Source organism: Desulfotignum phosphitoxidans DSM 13687 (assembly GCF_000350545.1).
Classification (GTDB): domain Bacteria; phylum Desulfobacterota; class Desulfobacteria; order Desulfobacterales; family Desulfobacteraceae; genus Desulfotignum; species Desulfotignum phosphitoxidans.
This window is the reverse complement of record NZ_APJX01000014.1, coordinates 63,153-81,243: the sequence shown is the minus strand read 5'-3', so window position 1 is coordinate 81,243 and position 18,091 is coordinate 63,153. Positions and strand designations below refer to the sequence as shown.

Annotated in this window: 16 protein-coding genes; 11 read left to right on the top strand and 5 right to left on the bottom strand. The window is 54.5% G+C overall.

Going from position 1 to position 18,091, the window contains the following annotated elements; translation table 11 throughout:
- Positions 1–7 precede the first annotated feature (7 nt).
- From DPO_RS21475 to DPO_RS21430, 11 genes are all read left to right on the top strand, one after another.
- Positions 8–403, top strand: a complete 396-nt coding sequence (locus DPO_RS21475; RefSeq protein WP_006968483.1) for a secondary thiamine-phosphate synthase enzyme YjbQ — start codon at positions 8–10, stop codon at positions 401–403.
- 12 nt (positions 404–415) lie between these two features.
- A complete protein-coding gene (locus DPO_RS21470) occupies positions 416–859 on the top strand; it encodes a DMT family transporter (protein ID WP_006968482.1) in 444 nt (147 codons plus the stop codon).
- 80 nt (positions 860–939) lie between these two features.
- The gene (locus tag DPO_RS21465; RefSeq protein WP_328284788.1) at positions 940–1,140 is read left to right on the top strand and encodes a helix-turn-helix domain-containing protein; all 201 of its coding nucleotides are present in this window, start codon (positions 940–942) and stop codon (positions 1,138–1,140) included.
- On the top strand, positions 1,137–2,654 hold the full coding sequence (locus DPO_RS21460) for a type I restriction-modification system subunit M (protein WP_006968480.1): 1,518 nt from the start codon (positions 1,137–1,139) through the stop codon (positions 2,652–2,654). Before DPO_RS21465 ends, DPO_RS21460 begins: the two co-directional genes overlap by 4 nt.
- On the top strand, positions 2,651–4,795 hold the full coding sequence (locus DPO_RS21455) for a type I restriction-modification system subunit M (RefSeq protein WP_006968479.1): 2,145 nt from the start codon (positions 2,651–2,653) through the stop codon (positions 4,793–4,795). Before DPO_RS21460 ends, DPO_RS21455 begins: the two co-directional genes overlap by 4 nt.
- Positions 4,796–4,892: 97 nt before the next feature.
- Positions 4,893–5,927, top strand: coding sequence for a PDDEXK nuclease domain-containing protein (locus tag DPO_RS21450; protein WP_006968478.1), 1,035 nt, complete (start codon positions 4,893–4,895; stop codon positions 5,925–5,927).
- On the top strand, positions 5,924–6,745 hold the full coding sequence (locus DPO_RS21445; protein WP_006968477.1) for a TIGR02391 family protein: 822 nt from the start codon (positions 5,924–5,926) through the stop codon (positions 6,743–6,745). The genes DPO_RS21450 and DPO_RS21445 overlap by 4 nt, the downstream gene beginning before the upstream one ends.
- Complete coding sequence (locus DPO_RS24215; protein WP_006968476.1) at positions 6,742–7,935, top strand: restriction endonuclease subunit S; 1,194 nt, start codon at positions 6,742–6,744, stop codon at positions 7,933–7,935. Before DPO_RS21445 ends, DPO_RS24215 begins: the two co-directional genes overlap by 4 nt.
- Positions 7,928–8,071, top strand: coding sequence for a hypothetical protein (locus DPO_RS25590; RefSeq protein WP_006968475.1), 144 nt, complete (start codon positions 7,928–7,930; stop codon positions 8,069–8,071). Before DPO_RS24215 ends, DPO_RS25590 begins: the two co-directional genes overlap by 8 nt.
- Entirely contained in the window at positions 8,061–10,646 is a 2,586-nt protein-coding gene (locus tag DPO_RS21435; protein ID WP_006968474.1) for a DEAD/DEAH box helicase, read from the top strand. Before DPO_RS25590 ends, DPO_RS21435 begins: the two co-directional genes overlap by 11 nt.
- The gene (locus DPO_RS21430; RefSeq protein WP_006968473.1) at positions 10,643–13,624 is read left to right on the top strand and encodes a type I restriction endonuclease subunit R; all 2,982 of its coding nucleotides are present in this window, start codon (positions 10,643–10,645) and stop codon (positions 13,622–13,624) included. The genes DPO_RS21435 and DPO_RS21430 overlap by 4 nt, the downstream gene beginning before the upstream one ends.
- Before the next feature lie 237 nt (positions 13,625–13,861).
- Here the strand turns inward: DPO_RS21430 and DPO_RS21425 are convergent, their stop codons facing one another.
- Genes DPO_RS21425 through mtnA form a run of 5 tightly spaced genes read right to left on the bottom strand, consistent with a single transcriptional unit; the run spans position 13,862 to position 18,022 of the window.
- Positions 13,862–14,554, bottom strand: coding sequence for an MlaD family protein (locus tag DPO_RS21425; RefSeq protein WP_006968471.1), 693 nt, complete (start codon positions 14,552–14,554; stop codon positions 13,862–13,864).
- Positions 14,554–15,000 carry a DUF1178 family protein gene (locus DPO_RS21420; protein ID WP_006968470.1) on the bottom strand — a complete coding sequence of 149 codons (447 nt, stop codon included), beginning with the start codon at positions 14,998–15,000 and terminating at the stop codon, positions 14,554–14,556. Before DPO_RS21420 ends, DPO_RS21425 begins: the two co-directional genes overlap by 1 nt.
- A 53-nt stretch (positions 15,001–15,053) precedes the next feature.
- The gene (locus DPO_RS21415; RefSeq protein WP_006968469.1) at positions 15,054–16,412 is read right to left on the bottom strand and encodes a B12-binding domain-containing radical SAM protein; all 1,359 of its coding nucleotides are present in this window, start codon (positions 16,410–16,412) and stop codon (positions 15,054–15,056) included.
- 8 nt (positions 16,413–16,420) lie between these two features.
- Positions 16,421–16,891 carry a siroheme decarboxylase subunit beta gene (gene ahbB / locus DPO_RS21410; RefSeq protein WP_006968468.1) on the bottom strand — a complete coding sequence of 157 codons (471 nt, stop codon included), beginning with the start codon at positions 16,889–16,891 and terminating at the stop codon, positions 16,421–16,423.
- 18 nt (positions 16,892–16,909) lie between these two features.
- Positions 16,910–18,022, bottom strand: a complete 1,113-nt coding sequence (gene mtnA / locus DPO_RS21405) for an S-methyl-5-thioribose-1-phosphate isomerase (RefSeq protein WP_006968467.1) — start codon at positions 18,020–18,022, stop codon at positions 16,910–16,912.
- Between the last annotated feature and the right edge of the window lie 69 nt (positions 18,023–18,091).

Genomic DNA, 18,091 nt, shown 5'->3' with positions numbered 1-18,091 from the left:
GTGCCGTATGATTATTGGTGTCAAAACGGACAGCAGAACCCAGATGATAGATATCACCCGTCAAGTGCGGCAGGTGGTAAAGGATTCCGGCATCCAAAACGGGCTGGTGCATGTCTGTTCCCTGCACACCACGGGCGCGGTCACCATCAATGAAAATGCGGATCCGGCCGTCCCGGTGGATATTTTAAAGACCCTCAACAAAATCATTCCCTGGGATGACGGGTACACCCATCTGGAAGGCAATTCCGCGGCCCACATCAAAGTCAGCCTGTTCGGACCGTCGGAAATGGTGGCCCTGGAAAACGGCGATCTGGTGCTGGGGACCTGGCAATCCCTCTTTTTTTGTGAATTTGACGGGCCCCGGAACCGGAAAGTGAATGTCACGATCCTGGCGGATCAGTAAAAGGAACGTGAAATGAAACTGCTATGGCTGCTCACGGCCCTTGTGGCCGGCATGATGGCCCCGGTCCAGGCCGGGTTCAACGGAAAAATGGGCCGGGCCATCGGGGACCCCGTGTATGCGGCCCTGATCTCATTTTTTGTGGGCACCCTGGGACTGCTGGCATATGGCCTTTTTTTGCGCATGGACTTTACAGCCGTGCGCCAGGCAGCCGGCATTGAGTGGTGGGTCTGGCTGGCCGGGCTGCTGGGGGCGTTTTATGTGACGTCCGTGATCATTTTGACCCCCCGGCTGGGGGCCACCCTTACCTTCAGCCTGGTGGTGGCGGGCCAGCTGCTCATGGCCGTGGCCCTGGATCATTATGGCCTGCTGGGGGTGCCCGTGCAGTCCATCTCCTGGCTGAGAATCCTGGGCATCGCCCTGATTACCGCGGGCGTGGTGCTGATCCGGAAATTTTAAATTGGGGAATCTTTGTCCTGCATCCCCGTTACCGCCTCTGGCGTGGCAATTGCCCATGAGGACATAGATAAATGACCCAGATGGAAGATCGCTGGTTATCAGTATACGAGATAGGCAAATACCTCGGTGTCAGCAGTGATACCGTTTACCGCTGGATCGACAAGCATACAATGCCCGCCCATCGTATGGGCCGTCTTTGGAAGTTCAAGAAAGACGAGGTCGACGAGTGGGTGAAGGCTGGCGGCGCAGCGGACAAGAGAAGACAGGATCACGCTGAATGAGCAGGAAGAACGGAAATAACCATTCAGTCGACCTGGATGTCGGAAACCTCTTCGGGCATCTCTGGGAAGCGGCCAATATCCTGCGTGGACCTGTCGACGCGGCTGACTTCAAGACCTACATCTTCCCGCTGTTGTTCTTCAAACGGCTCTCCGACGTCTATGACGAGGAGTATGCCGTGGCTCTGGAAGAGTCCGACGGCGACGTGGAATTTGCCCAGTTCCCCGAAAACCACCGGTTTCAGGTTCCGGAGGGCTGCCACTGGAAAGATATCCGGACCAAGAGCGCCAATATTGGTCATTCGCTCCAGAAGGCCATGCGGTGTGTCGAGCAGGCCAACCCGGACACCCTGCACGGCATCTTCGGCGATGCCCAATGGACCAACAAGGACCGCCTTTCGGACGCGCTGCTCAAGGACCTGATCGAACACTTCTCGTCGCTCAACCTGGGCAATGAGCACTGCAAGGCGGACATTCTCGGCCAGGCCTATGAATACCTGATCAAGAAGTTTGCCGATCTGACCAACAAGAAGGCCGGTGAATTTTATACCCCGCGCTCCGTGGTGGCGCTGATGGTCCGCATCCTTGCACCCAGGGCCGGAGAAACCATCTATGACCCGGCCTGCGGGACCGGCGGTATGCTCCTCGAGGCGCTGCACCTTGTCAAAGCGCATGGCGGCGACGAAAACCTCATGCTGGGCAAGCTCTACGGCCAGGAAAAGAACCTGACCACATCCGCCATCGCTCGGATGAACCTCTTTCTCCACGGTGCGGAAGATTTCCATATCGAACGCGGCGACACCCTGCGCTTGCCCGCCTTTTATTCGGGCGACCGCCTCGCCACCTTTGATTGCGTCATCGCCAATCCTCCGTTCTCCCTGGAAAAGTGGGGGGATGACGTCTGGGTCAACGACCCCTACGGCCGCAACTTTGCCGGACTGCCGCCAGCCAGGTCCGGCGACTTCGCCTGGGTTCAGCACATGGTCAAGTCCATGGCCCACAAGACCGGCCGCATGGCTGTGGTGCTCCCCCATGGGGTGCTGTTCCGCATGTCCAGGGAGGGCGAGATCCGGCGCAAGCTGTTGGAGATGGACATCCTCGAAGCGGTGATCGGTCTTGGCCAGAACATTTTCTATGGCACTGGTCTTGCGCCCTGTGTGCTGGTCTTCCGCGACAGCAAGCCCAGGGCCCACCGCCAGAAGGTGCTGTTCATAGACGCCTCGAAAGAGTTCAAGACTGGCCGCGCCCAGAACGAGCTGCTGCCGCAACACGTGGACAACATCCATCTCTGGTACGAGGACTATCAGGATGTGGAAGGGATCTGCCGGGTGGTCACGCTCGACGAGATCCGCGAGAACAATTTCAACCTGAACATCCCCCGCTACGTGGAGCCGGTGATTGAGGAAGAATCAATAACCATCGAACAGGCGATTGTCAATCTCAAAGAATCGTTGCAGGCGGCGTATGCGGCTGAGGATCGACTCAAGGCTCTGTTGGAATGTGAGGGTTTGTTGTGAAAAAGAACAAACACATTTCTCAATCGAAGCTGGAATCCTATCTCTGGGGCGCGGCCACCTTGCTGCGCGGCACCATCGACGCAGGGGACTACAAGCAGTTCATCTTCCCGCTGCTGTTCTACAAGCGCCTGTGCGACGTGTATGACGAGGAGCTGGCCGATGCGCTGCAGGAGTCCGGCGGCGATCAGGAATATGCCGCACTTCCCGAACAGCACCGCTTCCAGATCCCGGAAGACGTCCACTGGAAGGCCACCCGCACCAAGGTCAAAAACGTGGGCAAGGCCATCCAGGTCGCCCTGCGGGCCATTGAGACGGCCAATCCCGACACACTGTACGGGGTCTTCGGCGATGCCCAGTGGACCAACAAGGACCGCCTGCCGGATCACATGCTGCGCGAACTCATCGAGCACTTCAGCTCCCAGACGCTTTCGCTCTCCAACTGCCCGGAAGATGAACTGGGCAAGGGTTACGAGTTTCTGATCAAGAAGTTCGCCGACGATTCCGGCCACACTGCTGCAGAGTTCTATACCAACCGCACCGTGGTTCATCTGATGACCGAGATGCTCGAACCCAGGCCGGGAGAGTCGATCTATGACCCCACCTGCGGTTCGGCGGGCATGCTGCTCTCCGCCGTCGCCCATCTGAAGAGGCAGAACAAGGAATGGCGTAACCTGAGGCTGTTCGGCCAGGAGCGCAACCTGCTCACCTCGGCCATCGGCCGGATGAACCTGTTTCTGCACGGCATCGAGGACTTCAGCATTGTCCGGGGAGATACCCTGGCCAATCCGGCCTTTGTCGAAGGCGACCGGCTCATGCAGTTCGATGTGGTCCTGGCCAATCCGCCTTACTCCATCAAGCAGTGGAACCGAGATGCCTGGTCCGCCGATCCATGGGGCCGGAACTTTTACGGCACCCCGCCCCAGGGCCGGGCCGACTATGCCTTCTGGCAGCACATCATCAAGAGCATGAAGGCCAGGAGCGGCCGCTGCGCCATCCTGTTTCCGCATGGGGTCCTCTTCCGCAACGAAGAGTCGGCCATGCGCGAAAAGCTGGTTGCCCACGACATAGTGGAGTGTGTGCTGGGCCTCGGCCCCAACCTCTTTTACAACTCACCCATGGAAGCCTGCGTCGTCATCTGCCGGATGAACAAGCCCTGGGAGCGTAGAAACAAGGTGCTTTTCATCAACGCGGTAAACGAGGTGACCCGCGAGCGGGCACAGAGCTTCCTTATTGAGGATCATATCCGGCGCATTGTCGCTGCCTACCAGGCTTTCGGTGATGAGGACGGCTTTGCCCGGGTGGTCGGCAATCACGAGATCGGGAAAAAGGGCAGCAACCTCAGCATTCCGCTGTATGTGCGGGTGGGCAACAGCAATGGTCAGGAGAGCAGCGAAACTGTCAGCTTCAAAAAGGCTGTTGCTGACTGGCAGAAAAACTCGAAGGCCTTGCGGGAATCAATGGACGACCTGTTTGGAATTCTGGAAGGAATCTCCTCAAAAACCGTTGCACCAAGCAAGGCAGCAGCCAAGGAAGCGTCTCACAAGGAAAAAGTCGTTCAACCAGCCTTTAAACGCGCGGTTTTGGCTGCGGAGGTTGCCTCTAAACTGCACATGGAACCCACCTTTGGCTCTGTAAAGCATGAAAAGATCGTTTTTCTCTGTGAGAAAATGCTCGGTTTGAGTGAAGCCCTGGAGCATTACCACCTGCGTCAGGCTGCCGGCCCTTATGATCCCAAGGCCAGACGGTCAACGGATAGGATCTTTACGGGAAATAAGTGGTTTGTAATAAAAAAAGAAGAAAAACGGGTCGAATACCTGAAAGGGAAAAAGTTCGGTGGCCATGAAGAATATTTCGAACGGTATTTTTCTAGGGAAAGGGAGTATATCTCCGATATATTGAAGTTACTTCGAGCCGCTACTACTGAACAGTGTGAAATTGTGGCAACCCTTTTCAGTGCCTGGCATGATTTTCTGGATCAGGGAACGACTCCTTCTGATGACCAGATTGTCCAGGAAGTTTTGAACAACTGGCATGAAAACAAGAAGCGAATACCTGCCGAGCGGTGGCAAAGAGCGCTTGTATGGATGCGGGAAAACAGGTTAACACCCATGGACGTCCTTGAGCAGGGAGCTGTGCCATGAATGAACGTTCTCTGAAGCCGTGCTGGAAGATTGTCCATGAATGGCCTCTTCAACGTCTGACCTCACAGGGCCAAAGGTTTCTTTAGGAGGGCGAGGGATGAAAGAACTGACAAAAAACAATCCTGGCCCGGATTACGCGCACCTTCTCGCCGAGGTGAAAGAGCGCGTCCGTTCAGCTCAGTACGCCGCACTGAAAGCGGTCAATGCGGAGCTGGTCAGACTTTACTGGGATATCGGGCGGATGATCGCCGAACGTCAGGAGAAGTCCGGATGGGGCCGGTCGGTCGTGGAAAACCTGTCTAAGGACTTGCGGCAGGAGTTTCCCGGAGTCAGCGGATTTTCAGTGCAGAACCTCTGGTACATGCGCCAGTTTTATCTGGAATACAGCGGCCATGAAAAACTCCAACCACTGGTTGGAGAAATTGCCTGGGCTCACAATCTCGCCATCATGAGTAAGTGCAAGGACCCACTGGAACGTGAATTCTATATCCGCATGACCCGCAAATTCGGCTGGTCCAAGAATGTCCTTATCCATCAGATCGACAACCAGAGCTATGAAAAATCCCTGCTGGGCCAGACTAATTTTGATCAGACGCTCACGCCCGAGCTTCGTGCCCAGGCCAAGCTGGCGGTGAAAGACGAATACACCTTCGATTTTCTGGAACTGGGCGAGGAACACGGAGAGCGGGAGCTGGAACGGGCGCTCATCGCCCGGATCGAGGATTTCCTGCGGGCCATGGGCGGCATGTTCGCCTTCATGGGGAGTCAGTACCGGTTGGAGATCGACGGCGAAGAGTTCTTCATCGACCTCTTGCTGTTTCACCGTCGTCTGCGCTGCCTGGTGGCCATCGAGCTGAAAATAGGAAAATTCAGGCCGGAATTCGTCGGAAAGATGCAGTTTTACCTGACCGCACTGGACCGGCAGGTCCGGCAGGAGGACGAGAACCCTTCCATCGGCATCATCCTCTGCAAGGAAAAGAGCCGCACCATCGTCGAGTACACCCTGCACGACGCCCGCAAACCCATCGGCGTGGCCACATATGAAATCACCAGGACGCTGCCCAAAGAGCTGAAAGGGCAATTGCCCCAGCCGGAAGAGATTGCGGCCTTGCTGGAGGGGATTGAAAAGTGAGTGCGCATCCTCCTTTTGACCCAGGTACAGTTGAGGCCATTGCCAAAGTGCTTGGAGAGGCCGGATCAGGAACAGACATCAGTCGATATTTCAAGGCGAACAGCCTGCTTGATGAGTCTGGCGAATCCACCAAGTGGCGGCGGATTAATGCGGTATTTCTGAAAAGCCAGGTAACGACAAAAAGCGCGAACCAGATTCTTGCTTTTATCAGATCCTACCTTGTCCCAACTCGCTTTGTGGGAAAACGAGATGAGTTCGAACACCATCGCTGCGAACTGAACGCCGTGTTAATTCTGCATGGCCTCGAATACGGCAAGGACGGCCAATTCAGACATACAACTCAGGCCAGAACCCTGGATGAAGCAGAAGCGCGAGCTCAAGGTGTCCGTAACAAGTTGGCCCCCCGCAATACTCACCCTGAAGTCTACAAATACTGCCAGCCAGAACTGATGCAGGAAAACTACTTCCACGCAGTGTTTGAAGCCTGCAAAGGATTGTTCCAGAGAATCCGTGATCTTTCCGGCATTGAGGCCGATGGTGCCAACCTGATTGACAGGGTTTTCTCGGTTGAAAAGCCATCTCTTGTCTTCAACACCCTTCAGACTGAAACTGAAAAATCGGAACATAAGGGATTTGCGCAGCTTCTGAAGGGATGTTCAGCGGCGATCCGTAACCCGCTGGCACATGGTCCCAAAATCCTGTGGCAGGGAGAGACCGACGCCGCTGATTACCTCACCCTGATTTCCATGCTGCACAGAAAGCTGGATCAGTGCGTTAAAGTCCCGAATCAGGAGTATCGGCACGGGGGTGGCGTATGACTAAACTGAAGCCCGGCTGGAAGATGGTTAAGTTTGGTGATGTTGTGCGCCAATGCAAGGAGAGCGTTGATCGCGACAACAATCCATTCGAACGGTATGTGGAAGGCGGCCATATGGATTCTGAGGATATTCATATCAACCGATGGGGTGAATTCGGGATCGATTATGTAGGACCGGCGTTTCACCGCATCTTTCGCAAAGGCCAGGTACTCTATGGATCGCGCCGAACCTATCTGAAAAAAGTCGCTATTGCCGACTTCGATGGTATTACAGCTAACACGACTTTTGTCTGTGAAACCAAAAACCCAAACGTCCTTATGCAGGAATTGCTGCCGTTCTTGATGCTGACGGATTCATTCACAGAACACTCGATACGGGAATCGAAAGGTTCAACTAATCCCTATATCAACTGGCCGGATATCGCCAAGTATGAATTCCCGCTGCCGCCCCTTGATGAACAGAAGCGCATTGCCGAGATCCTGTGGGCAGCGGATGAGGCGGTGGGAAAAAACATCGTTTCTCGCCAGAAAGCCACACAGCTACTTGATTCGATGCGCATTAATGAAGTCTGTTCAGAAAAATACCATTGGCAGAAATTTGGAACCATCCTGAAATCCATTGTTGCCGGTAAGAGTGTTGTTGGGGTCAACACGCCAGCAGAAAAGCATGAATTTGGCGTTTTGAAGGTCAGTGCCGTTGGGCCAAACGGATTTGAGCCTGAAGAGAACAAACGCCTTATTAACTCAACAGATTTCTTGCCGCAGTACAGCGTTAATCAAGGTGCATTGCTGATAACGCGCTGTAATACAAATGATCTTGTTGGAAGGGTTTGCCTCACACCTGCGGATTATCCCAATCTGATGCTGTGTGACAAAACCCTCCAGCTCATATTGGATGAGAGCAAAGCAAACAGGCGTTTCATGTTTGAAGCTTTGCGAGCTCGCCCCCTGAGAAATCAAATAATGGGTTGTGCTACTGGCACCGGAGGGGCCATGAAGAACATCTCGCAGCAGGACATACGATCACTATCAGTACCTTTGCCCCCGCGTGATCTTCAAGAAACCATTGCGCTTAGAGTCGCGAATGTATATCAGCGAATAGACGAACTTACAAGCCAGATCAACATGCTGCGAGTTCTCACAAAACAGCTCTCGAATGAATTGATACACGGAGGAGCCGCCCATGTTTAACGAAGAAAAAACGGTCGAACAGATGGTTCTCGACACGCTCTGCGGAAGTGTGACTTCGAACATTGTCGCCAAAAAATTCGCCTGTTATGGTGGCGCATACAACAAAATCCAAGGAGTCTTATTCTATGGTATTTAAAATCCCCCAGAAATCTTCGGTATCCATCAAAAATCCTGAGTCGTTGTTCCGTGATCTGCGGGACCGTACCGTAGAAGGCCTTCTTGCGCAGCAGGCCGACATGCTCCGCAACTACATGGACCATGTCGACAATCGTGATATCGCACTTGAACTGCCCACGGGCAGCGGCAAGACCCTGGTTGGTCTTCTGATCGCGGAATGGCGGAGAAGAACAAAACGGGAGAGATGTGTAATGCTTTGTCCTACCAAACAGCTTGTCCATCAGGTCGTTGAACAGGCCAAAGAAAAATACGGAATCAATGCACTTGATTTTTCGGGCTCGAAACACCAGTACCCGGAGGCTGACAAGACCGCTTTCAACAATTGCGAATCAATAGGTGTTGCCACCTATAGCGCTCTGTTCAACACAAATCCGTTTTTCAGCAACGTTCATACACTCATTTTTGACGATGCCCACGCTGCTGAGAATTATGTGTCGAGTTTCTGGTCATTGGAGGTTCGGCGTTATGAGGATGAATCCACCTTCGGTACAATCTGGCAGATCATCGCGCCGTACACCACAGAAAATGACCAACTCCGTTACGACCAGGGCAACGAGGGATCGCTTGATACGTCATTCGTCAACAAGATTCCGACGCCTTATTTACTCAAGTGCAGAACAGCACTGACAGCAGCGATTGACAATGCCTCCAGAGACGATGAAAGCCCGGAGGAATACGGTTATCGATGGCGCATGATCAGAGATCACCTTCACGCCTGCCATCTCTATTACACCAGCAATTCAATTCTCATTCGCCCTCTGGTAGCCCCTACCAAGAGCTTTGCGCCCTTTCAGAATGCACGACAGCGTATTTATATGTCTGCAACTCTCGGTGAGGGTGGGGACCTGGAAAGGATTTTCGGCCGTAAAAAGATCGAACGGATACCTGCTCCTGAGGGCTGGGACAAGCAGGGCATCGGCCGTCGTTTTTTTGTATTTCCAATGCGAAGATTGGATGAAGCGGCTTCATTGAGTCTCGCAATATCCTGGACTACGAAATTTGATAGAGCCCTGGTCCTCACTCCGAGCAACCGTGACGCTGACAAAGTCAAAATGGCCATTAAGTCACTTCCTGCGACGCAGAGTCATACCCTCTTTGACGCCGCACAATTGGAGTCGTCGAAAAAATCATTTACCCAGGCCGGTTCCGCCATAGCGGTTCTGGCGAACAGGTATGATGGAATCGATCTGATTGGAGACGAATGCAGATACTTGATTATTTATGGTCTTCCGGAATCCACAAATCTTCAGGAGCGTTTCATCATCAGCCGACTGGGGGCCTCTGTCCTTTTCCAGGTTCGCATCCGCACCAGGATCACTCAGGCTGTGGGAAGATGCACACGCTCATCAACCGACTATGCGCTCGTGGTTATCATCGGCGACAAGGTGCATCAGTATTTCCATATGCCGGAAAAGAGAGAAACACTGCATCCGGAACTTCAGGCAGAAGTTAATTTTGGAGTAGATCAATCAAAAGTCGATAATCCTTCTGAGCTGGGGGATAACATTGACATATTCATTGCCCACGGACCAGAGTGGAAATCAGCCGATAACCATATATTGGAAACAAGAGACGAACTGACCCAATTGTCCATACCATCGGCAAGTCAGCTTGGGAACTCTGTTGTCCACGAAGTGAAATTTCACGATGCCCTTTGGTCGGGTGATTTTGACAATGCGCTCTCTTCAGCAAAAGATGTGTTGGCCAGCTTTGCCGGAGGACATGACCTGAAGGGATATTCTGCTCTTTGGAATTACCTTGCTGGCTCAGCAGCGTACCAGGCGGATCAAACACAGGTAGCCCAGGAACATTTTTCGGCAGCCTTTTCATGCGCCAGTACGTTGCCATGGCTCAAACAAATTCAAAAGCTGCTCTCCAACCAGACACAGGAAGTATCTGTCGATGTCATTTATGGAGAGCGCATTGAGCGCATAGAAGGACTCCTCGAACGTTTTGGAAAGTCCGGCAGCGTAAAAATCGAAAAATATTTCCAGGACATCCGGGAAGGGCTTACAAGCAGGGAATCGAAGCCGTTTGAAGAAGCGCAGGTAAAGCTCGGTCGCCTGATCGGTTTTGAATCGGGAAACACTGAGCGATCCGGTGATCCAGACCCTTGGTGGATCTTTGGGCGACGAGGAATTGTCTTTGAGGATTACACAGCAACTGGTGATAATCCTGTTGTGTCAAAGAAAAAAACACTAGAGGCCAAGGCTCATCCTGACACTCTCGCAGCAGAACACCCAGGAGTAAGTTTCTCGGTCGTATTTTGCTCGACGTCGGACAAATTACATTCTGCTGCGGAGCCTCATACGGGAGATGTTTTTTACATCAGCGTTGAAGACTTCAAAAAGTTTTCAGAAGAGTGCATGGCAACAATGCGAGTGCTCTGGGATTCTTTCCAGTCGCCTGGGGTTATTGAATGGAGGGAGTTTGCTGCCCGCAGGCTGGCCGAAGCGAAATTAGGCAGTGATGACATTCTGGCACGTTTGACGAGCAGAAAACTTTCCTCATTGGCAGGAGGCGGACAGAAATGACCTACTTCAACGAGGAAAATACGGTTGAACAACTCGTGCTGGACACTTTGACTGACAAAGACAGCCAGTGGTGCGTTGCCGAGTCGCAAGCCGATTATCTTGATTCACATCTCACACTTCACATTTCAAACTTAAAATGGCGCTTCGTGTCGGCCGACGAGCTGCCCCGTCAACACTCCGACGTGCTGTTGGAGTCGATGGTACGCGACGCCCTCATCCGGCTGAACCCGGAAATCAAGGCCCAGCCCGACCGCGCCGACGAGGTGCTCTACCGCCTTCGGACCATTCCGCTGTCGGTGCAGAGCGAAGGCCTGGTTCGGGCTAACGAGTTGTTTGCCGAATGGCTGCGGGGCGAGAAGTCCATGCCCTTTGGTGAGCGCGGCGAACATACGCCGGTGCGCCTGATCGACTTTGAGAATCTCGGCAAAAACGATTACGTGGTCACCAACCAGTGGGTCTATCCGGTCAAGGAAGGCGGCCGCCGCTTCGACATCGTCATGCTGGTCAACGGCATCCCGCTGGTGATAGGCGAGGCCAAGACGCCGGTACGTCCGGCAGTGACCTGGGTGGATGGGGCCAGTGATATCCACAACGGCTACGAACAGAGCGTGCCGCAGATGTTCGTGCCCAACGTCCTCTCTTTTGCCACCGAGGGCAAGTGCTACCGCTACGGCTCGGTGCGCATGCCCATCGATATCTGGGGGCCGTGGCACGAAGGCGGGAACAAGGCCGAGGGAACGATTTCGGACGTGCAGCATTCGATCCGTTCCATGCTGCGCCCCCATGTGGTGCTGGACATTTTACAGAACTTCACCCTGTTCGCCACCGACAAAAAACACCGGCGCATCAAGATCATCTGCCGCTACCAGCAGTACGAAGGCGCAAACCTGATGGTGGCCCGCGTGGTCAAGGGCTACCCCAAGAAGGGCCTGATCTGGCATTTTCAGGGCTCGGGCAAGTCGCTGCTCATGGTTTTTGCGGCACAAAAGCTGCGGATGCACCGCAAGCTCGGCAACCCCACAGTGATGATTGTGGTGGACCGCATCGATCTGGACACCCAGATCACCGCTACCTTCAATGCCGCAGATATTCCGAACATGATCGGAGCGGCCACCCGGCAGGAGCTGCAAAACCTGCTGGCGGCGGATACCCGCAAGATTATCATCACCACCATTCATAAGTTCGGCGAGGCGGACGGCCGCCTGAACGAGCGCTCGAACATCATCGTGATGGTGGATGAAGCGCACCGCACCCAGGAAGGCGATCTGGGCCGCAAGATGCGGGATGCGCTGCCCAATGCCTTTCTCTTTGGCCTGACCGGCACGCCGATCAACAAGCGGGACCGAAATACCTTCTGGGCCTTTGGCGCGGACGAGGATGAGCAGGGCTACATGAGCCGCTACTCGTTCCAGGACTCGATTCGGGACAAGGCCACGCTGCCGCTGCATTTCGAGGCGGTGGACGTGAAGCTGCATATCAACAAGGACGCCATTGACGAAGCTTACTCACAGATGACCGATGAGCTGAGCGAGCTGGATCGTGACGACCTGGCCAGGCGCGCCGCCAAAATGGCGGTGCTGATCAAGGCCCCGGCCCGGGTGAAAGCCATCTGCTGGCACATTGTCAAACACTTTCAGGATAAATTGGAACCGAACGGCTTGAAGGCCCAGGTGGTGACCTTCGACCGGGAGTGCTGTGTGCTCTACAAGAAGGCCATGGACGAATTGATAGGCCCGGAAGTCAGCGCCATCGTCATGCACACCCAGGGCGGAAAGTCCGATGAATACGCGGAATGGAAGCTGGCCAAGGATGAGGAGGAAAAGCTCCTCGACCGTTTCCGCGACCCGAATGACCCACTCAAGTTCCTGATTGTCACTTCCAAGCTGCTGACCGGATTTGATGCGCCCATTCTGCAGGTGATGTACCTCGACAAGCCGATGAAGGACCACAACCTGCTGCAGGCCATCTGCCGCACCAACCGTGTCTATCCCGGCAAGACCCATGGCCTGATCGTGGATTACCTGGGCATCTTCGATGACGTGGCCACGGCCCTCGATTTCGATGAAAAGGCGGTGCAGAAGGTCATCACCAATCTGGATGAGCTCAAGAAAGAGCTGCCCGGCGTGGTGGCGAAGAGTCTTTCGTTCTTCCCCAGGGTGGACCGCACCGTCGGCGGCTACGAGGGGCTGATCGCGGCGCAGGACTGTCTGCCGGATAACGAGACCCGGGACAAGTTCGCGGCAGAATACTCAATGCTCTCCCGTCTGTGGGAGGCGCTGTCACCTGATCCCTGTCTCGGCCGTTATGAAAAGGACTACAAGTGGTTGACCCAGGTGTATGAGTCGGTGAAGCCGCCGAGCGGCAACGGCAAGCTGCTTTGGCACGCCCTGGGGGCCAAAACCATCGAACTGGTGCATGAGAACGTGCATCTGGAGACGGTACGCGACGACCTGGACACCCTGGTGATGGACGCCGAGGTCCTCGAAGGACTGCTCGATGCCAAGGACCCGGACAAGAAATCCAGGGAAATCGAGATCAAGCTCATCGCCCGCCTGCGCAAGCACAAGGACAATCCGGAGTTTATCGCCCTGGGGGAACGCCTCGAAAAGCTCAAGGAACGGCACGAACAGGGCCTGCTCCACAGCCTCGATTTCCTCAAAGAGCTGCTGACCCTGGCCAAAGAGGTCGTTCAGGCCGAGAAGCAGGTGGACCCGGTCGATGAACAGGCCAAGGCCAAAGCGGCCCTGACAGAGTTGTTCGCCGAGGTGAAGAACGGCAAGACGCCGATGGTGGTCGAGCGGATCGTGACCGACATTGACGAGATCGTGCGGCTGGTTCGTTTTCCCGGCTGGCAAAACACCAAGGCCGGAGAGCGCGAGGTTCAGAAAGCCCTTCGCAAGGTGATTTACGTGAAGTACCAGGTCAAGGACCAAGATCTGTTCGACAAGGCGTTCGGATATATTCGGCAGTACTATTGAAATGAACCGGTCATGACCTTATATTACCTGATTTGAATTGGTCATCTCCCGGATGGAGTGCGGCATGTCATAAATTTTTGCTTTGAGTGCTGAATGATTCAGTCTCAGCCCCCGGGTGATCCTGTTTATGATCATTTTCCAGGTATGATAAAGACCTTGCTGTCTGAAGAAATATTATCAAAAAAGAGTGACACAGGGGTTATGGACTCCGGAAACAGTCAGAATGAACGCGAATGGCTAAATATCCTGAAGCCGTCCAAAATCCTTTTCCAGGTCATCTGCCTTGTTTTCCTTCCCCTGCTGCCGGAGGCTGTCTGACAATGCCTTGATCTTTTCTTCCAGCAAAGGGAGAACATCGTTTTTCAGGGTATCGCTCATTTTCTGTCCGGAGTCTTTCAGCTTTTGTTCCAGTTCGGCCATGGCATCTTTCATGGCCTGATATTCTTCGGTTTCCGGAATGGTTTCAATCTGTGCCATCATGTCGGCCATCTTTTTTCCCAACGACTGCCACATCTCATCCATGGAAGCGGCGGCGGCCGCAGCCGGAGATGCCGGGCTGCCGTCAACCACGGCATCGGCGGGGATTTTTGTGCCGCCCGTCCGGGCCTGTTCAATGATCACAGCTTTGCCGGCCATTTCATCCGGTCCCTGTCCGATGAAAAACCGGGAATCTTCTGTGGCGCAGTCTGAAAATTGACCGGCAATTTCAACGGACACCAGGAAGACCGCGTCTTTGGTATAGGTGATTTTTTTCACCTGTCCGACCCGGGTTTCCTCAAACATCACGGGATCCGTTTCCTTTAATCCGTTTACCTGGTCAAAAGAAATGGTGAACCCATAGCCCGTGCATCCGGCAAAAAGAAAAACACCGGCCAGCACCGTCACGATACTGTAAAAAATATGGGAAAAAGCGCTGGAAAACCGTATCATTAATTGAACTCCTCGTCTGGTTTTTTGTAAACAGGGATTTTGATCACGGGCACCCCTTCTTTCTGAAGTGTTTTTTCCTCTTCACGCGTGGTGGTCCCCCGGATGCTGCGATGTTCAGATGCCCCATAATGCATCTTCAAGGCTTCTTTGGCAAAGGATGTGCCGACATCTTCAAAATTGTTTTCCACAAACCTGGCCACCCGGTCCGTGAGTTCGGCCATGGCTTCCTGGCCGGCCTGGAATGCCTGGTGTGCCTCATTGGATCGGGCCCGGACAGGTGCCGAGGTCCTGATGGCAATGGGGTGAAGCTTCTGGACCACGGCGGTGGTATCGCAGACGGGACATTGCAGCAGACCTTGCTCCTGCTGGGTTTCCATCTCCTGCTTGTCCTGGAACCACCCTTCAAACGCATGGCCGTTGATGCATTCCAGATCAAATACGATCATGATGATTTATTCCCTTGATTCGGAAAAACTAAGCAGATGCCCAATGCATCCGGTTAAACTATATCTGAAACCCGCTGGTTTTTCAATCGGGAAATCCGCGCCCGGTCCGCTTCAGACCGGACACAGGGAAACAGGCTGTTGTTGGTGAACACCGGGTGCCGGTTAAGATCGAACCGGGCCCCGGAGACGGCCGTTTCCCACAGCGGGGTGTGGGGAATGGGGCTGTAAAAGGCCAGTACGGGCAACACCCCGGCTTTTTTGACAAACGCCATTGACGCGGCCACATCATCCAGATTCTGGTCCGGCAGGCCGCACAACAGATACGCCCCGATCTGCTGTGCGTCGAATCCGGCTGTTTTCAAGGCATTCACGGCCCGGAAAAATTCATCGGCCCGGACCTTGACATCGTATTGCCGGTCTTTTGAAAAGGCCGCCGTTTCCAGTCCCAGACGAATGGTTTTAAATCCGGCCCGGAACATGAGATCGGCCGCTTCAGGGGTGATTTCCCGGATATGCAGGGCATTGGGGGTGTGGAAAAACAGGTCCAGGCCGGCGTTAATGATTTTTTCCATCAGCAGGTACGCATGATTGGGTCCGTTCACCAGCAGCGCATCATCATAAAATGCGAAATTTTTTATGTGATGCTGGTGGTGCCAGTGACAGATCTCTTCAAACACCCGGTCCGGGGACCGGCGGACCATGCGGGGTTCCAGAAAAGAAGAGGCGCAGTACTCACAGGAAAACGGGCACCCCCGGGTCGTTAAAACCGGTGCAAACGTCAGCTTTGAACACAGGTCCAGGGCCGGAAACGGCGGATTATCCGGCCGGTCATTCAAAAAAAGAGGGCGGCCGGTGAACCGGGTGATCATATTTTCCAGGGCCGGCTCCCCCTGGCCCGTGATCACAAGGTCTGCCCCGGAAAAGGCGGCGGCATGCTCCTGGCATAAAGTGGCGTATTTTCCCCCTAAGACAATTGGAACATCCGGAAACACGGACCGGATCACGGAAATGGTTTCCGTGACGCCGGAGGCCCAGTAGGTCATCAGGGATGTGACCAGAATCAGGTCCGGCGGGTCCAACGCTTCCAGATCTTTTCTAAACCAGTCAGGCAGAATGCCGTAACGAAAGAATTGTTTTCGTGTCCGGGGCAGGGGGCCGGCCGAGGGCGGGATCACATCCGCCGGAAGGATCGGGGTTTTCCGGAACGGTCCCCGGCCGTCCCATGCGGTTTTCACCGGGCCTGTCTCCTTTGGATGAAACCGGTCCAGGCAGTCGATAAAACTGATCCGGACTCCGGCATCACGCAGCAACCCGGCCAGGGTCAGCAACCCCAGGGGTTTCAACCAGAAATCAAAGGCAGCAAAATCATGAATCCAGGGATTCACACACAGCACATGGGGCCCATCCGGCATGGAAGCACTCAATCTTCAAAATACTTCATGGATGTTTTTTTCAGCTCTTTTCTGGAGAAAAGCAGGATATAATCGGTCTCTCCCACGGTTTGGGAAATCTTTTCCGCCAACGCCCGGCACTGGTCCTCATTGGCGGCATGAACCATGGTATACAGGTTATAAGGCCAGCCCGGCGCCGGATTCCGGCTGTAGCAATGGGTGATTTCATCAAACTGTGCCATGGCCATGCCCACCTGCTCCACCCGGGATTCATCCACGTTCCAGGCCACCATGGCATTGGCTTTGAAACCGGATTTCTGGTGTTTCAATGTCGCTCCGAACCGCCGGATGATCCCCCGCTGGTTGAGATCCGTCAGCACTTCCAGAAATTTTTCTTCGGTCACACCGATTTTTTCAGCCATCTGCCTGAACGGCCGTTGCACCACTGGAATGTCGGTCTGGAGCAGGGCAATCACTTTTTTTTCTAAATCCGTTATCATAGGTTCCCAAACAAATTATCAGTCATTCTTGAATCGATCGGCATACAATGCCGTGATGGCGCTTTCCGATGCATCACACACCCCTCTTTCCGTAATAAACCCGGTCACCAGCCGGGCCGGTGTCACATCAAAGGCATGGTTGGCCGCCGGGCTGTCCATAGGGGTGATCCGCACCTGAATCATGGCATCATCATGCCATCCCCGGACATACCGGATTTCATCCGGGTCCCGTTCTTCAATGGGAATCTCCCGGATCCCGTCGGTCAGGTCCCAGTCAAACGTGGAGGCCGGCAGGGCCACGTAAAAAGGGATATCATTGTCCCTGGCCGCCAGGGCCTTGAGATAGGTACCGATCTTGTTGGCCACATCTCCGGTCCGGGTCGTCCGGTCCGTGCCCACGATCACCAGGTCCACCCGGCCGTGCTGCATCAGATGCCCCCCGGCATTGTCCGTGATCACGGTGTGAGGGACCCCGTGTTTGCCCAGTTCCCATGCCGTCAGGCGGGCCCCCTGGTTTAAGGGCCGGGTTTCATCCACCCACACATGGACCGGGATTCCCGCATCATGGGCCGCGTAGATGGGGGCGGTGGCCGTGCCGTATTCGATGCAGGCCAGCCATCCGGCATTGCAGTGGGTCAGAATATTCACGGGCCGGCCCGGGTTTCGATCGGCTGTTTCCCGGATCAGCTCCAGCCCATGGGTACCGATTTTCCGGCAGTTATCCGCCTCTTCTTCCATAATGGCCAAAGATTCATCCAGCGCCGCTTGAATCCGCGTTTCATGGGAGGTCTTTTCCATCACTTTTGCCTGGACCCGGTTTACGCCCCAGCGAAGGTTCGTGGCCGTGGGACGGGCGTTTTTCAGGTCGTCGCACTGGGAGGAAAACCAGGCGTCATCCATTCCCCGGTTTCCTTTCTGGACCAGTATGACATACACCCCCAGCGCCCCGGTGGCACCGATGAGAGGGGCGCCCCGCACCACCATTTCCCGAATCGCGTGAATCACTTCGTCCACATGGGTCAGGTCCTTGATTATCAACTCATGGGGCAACCACCGCTGGTCAATGACCCGGACCGTTTCCGTGTCCGGGTCAAACCAGATGGGCCGCATCTCTTTACCGTCTACATTCATGATTCATCTTCTCCTGGAAAAGCGGGTAAAGGTAAGGTTACAGGTGTGCGATAAACTGATCCGCTTCGG

Bases quoted from the DNA above. Each gene is read 5' to 3' on its own strand.
- DPO_RS21430 (WP_006968473.1), top strand. From the start codon at position 10,643: ATGACCTACTTCAACGAGGAAAATACGGTTGAACAACTCGTGCTGGAC.
- DPO_RS25590 (WP_006968475.1), top strand. From the start codon at position 7,928: ATGTTTAACGAAGAAAAAACGGTCGAACAGATGGTTCTCGACACGCTC.
- DPO_RS21465 (WP_328284788.1), top strand. From the start codon at position 940: ATGGAAGATCGCTGGTTATCAGTATACGAGATAGGCAAATACCTCGGT.
- mtnA (WP_006968467.1), bottom strand. From the start codon at position 18,022: ATGAATGTAGACGGTAAAGAGATGCGGCCCATCTGGTTTGACCCGGAC.
- DPO_RS21470 (WP_006968482.1), top strand. From the start codon at position 416: ATGAAACTGCTATGGCTGCTCACGGCCCTTGTGGCCGGCATGATGGCC.
- DPO_RS21460 (WP_006968480.1), top strand. From the start codon at position 1,137: ATGAGCAGGAAGAACGGAAATAACCATTCAGTCGACCTGGATGTCGGA.
- DPO_RS21450 (WP_006968478.1), top strand. From the start codon at position 4,893: ATGAAAGAACTGACAAAAAACAATCCTGGCCCGGATTACGCGCACCTT.
- DPO_RS21435 (WP_006968474.1), top strand. From the start codon at position 8,061: ATGGTATTTAAAATCCCCCAGAAATCTTCGGTATCCATCAAAAATCCT.
- ahbB (WP_006968468.1), bottom strand. From the start codon at position 16,891: ATGATAACGGATTTAGAAAAAAAAGTGATTGCCCTGCTCCAGACCGAC.
- DPO_RS21420 (WP_006968470.1), bottom strand. From the start codon at position 15,000: ATGATCGTATTTGATCTGGAATGCATCAACGGCCATGCGTTTGAAGGG.
- DPO_RS21475 (WP_006968483.1), top strand. From the start codon at position 8: ATGATTATTGGTGTCAAAACGGACAGCAGAACCCAGATGATAGATATC.
- DPO_RS21415 (WP_006968469.1), bottom strand. From the start codon at position 16,412: ATGCCGGATGGGCCCCATGTGCTGTGTGTGAATCCCTGGATTCATGAT.
- DPO_RS24215 (WP_006968476.1), top strand. From the start codon at position 6,742: ATGACTAAACTGAAGCCCGGCTGGAAGATGGTTAAGTTTGGTGATGTT.
- DPO_RS21425 (WP_006968471.1), bottom strand. From the start codon at position 14,554: ATGATACGGTTTTCCAGCGCTTTTTCCCATATTTTTTACAGTATCGTG.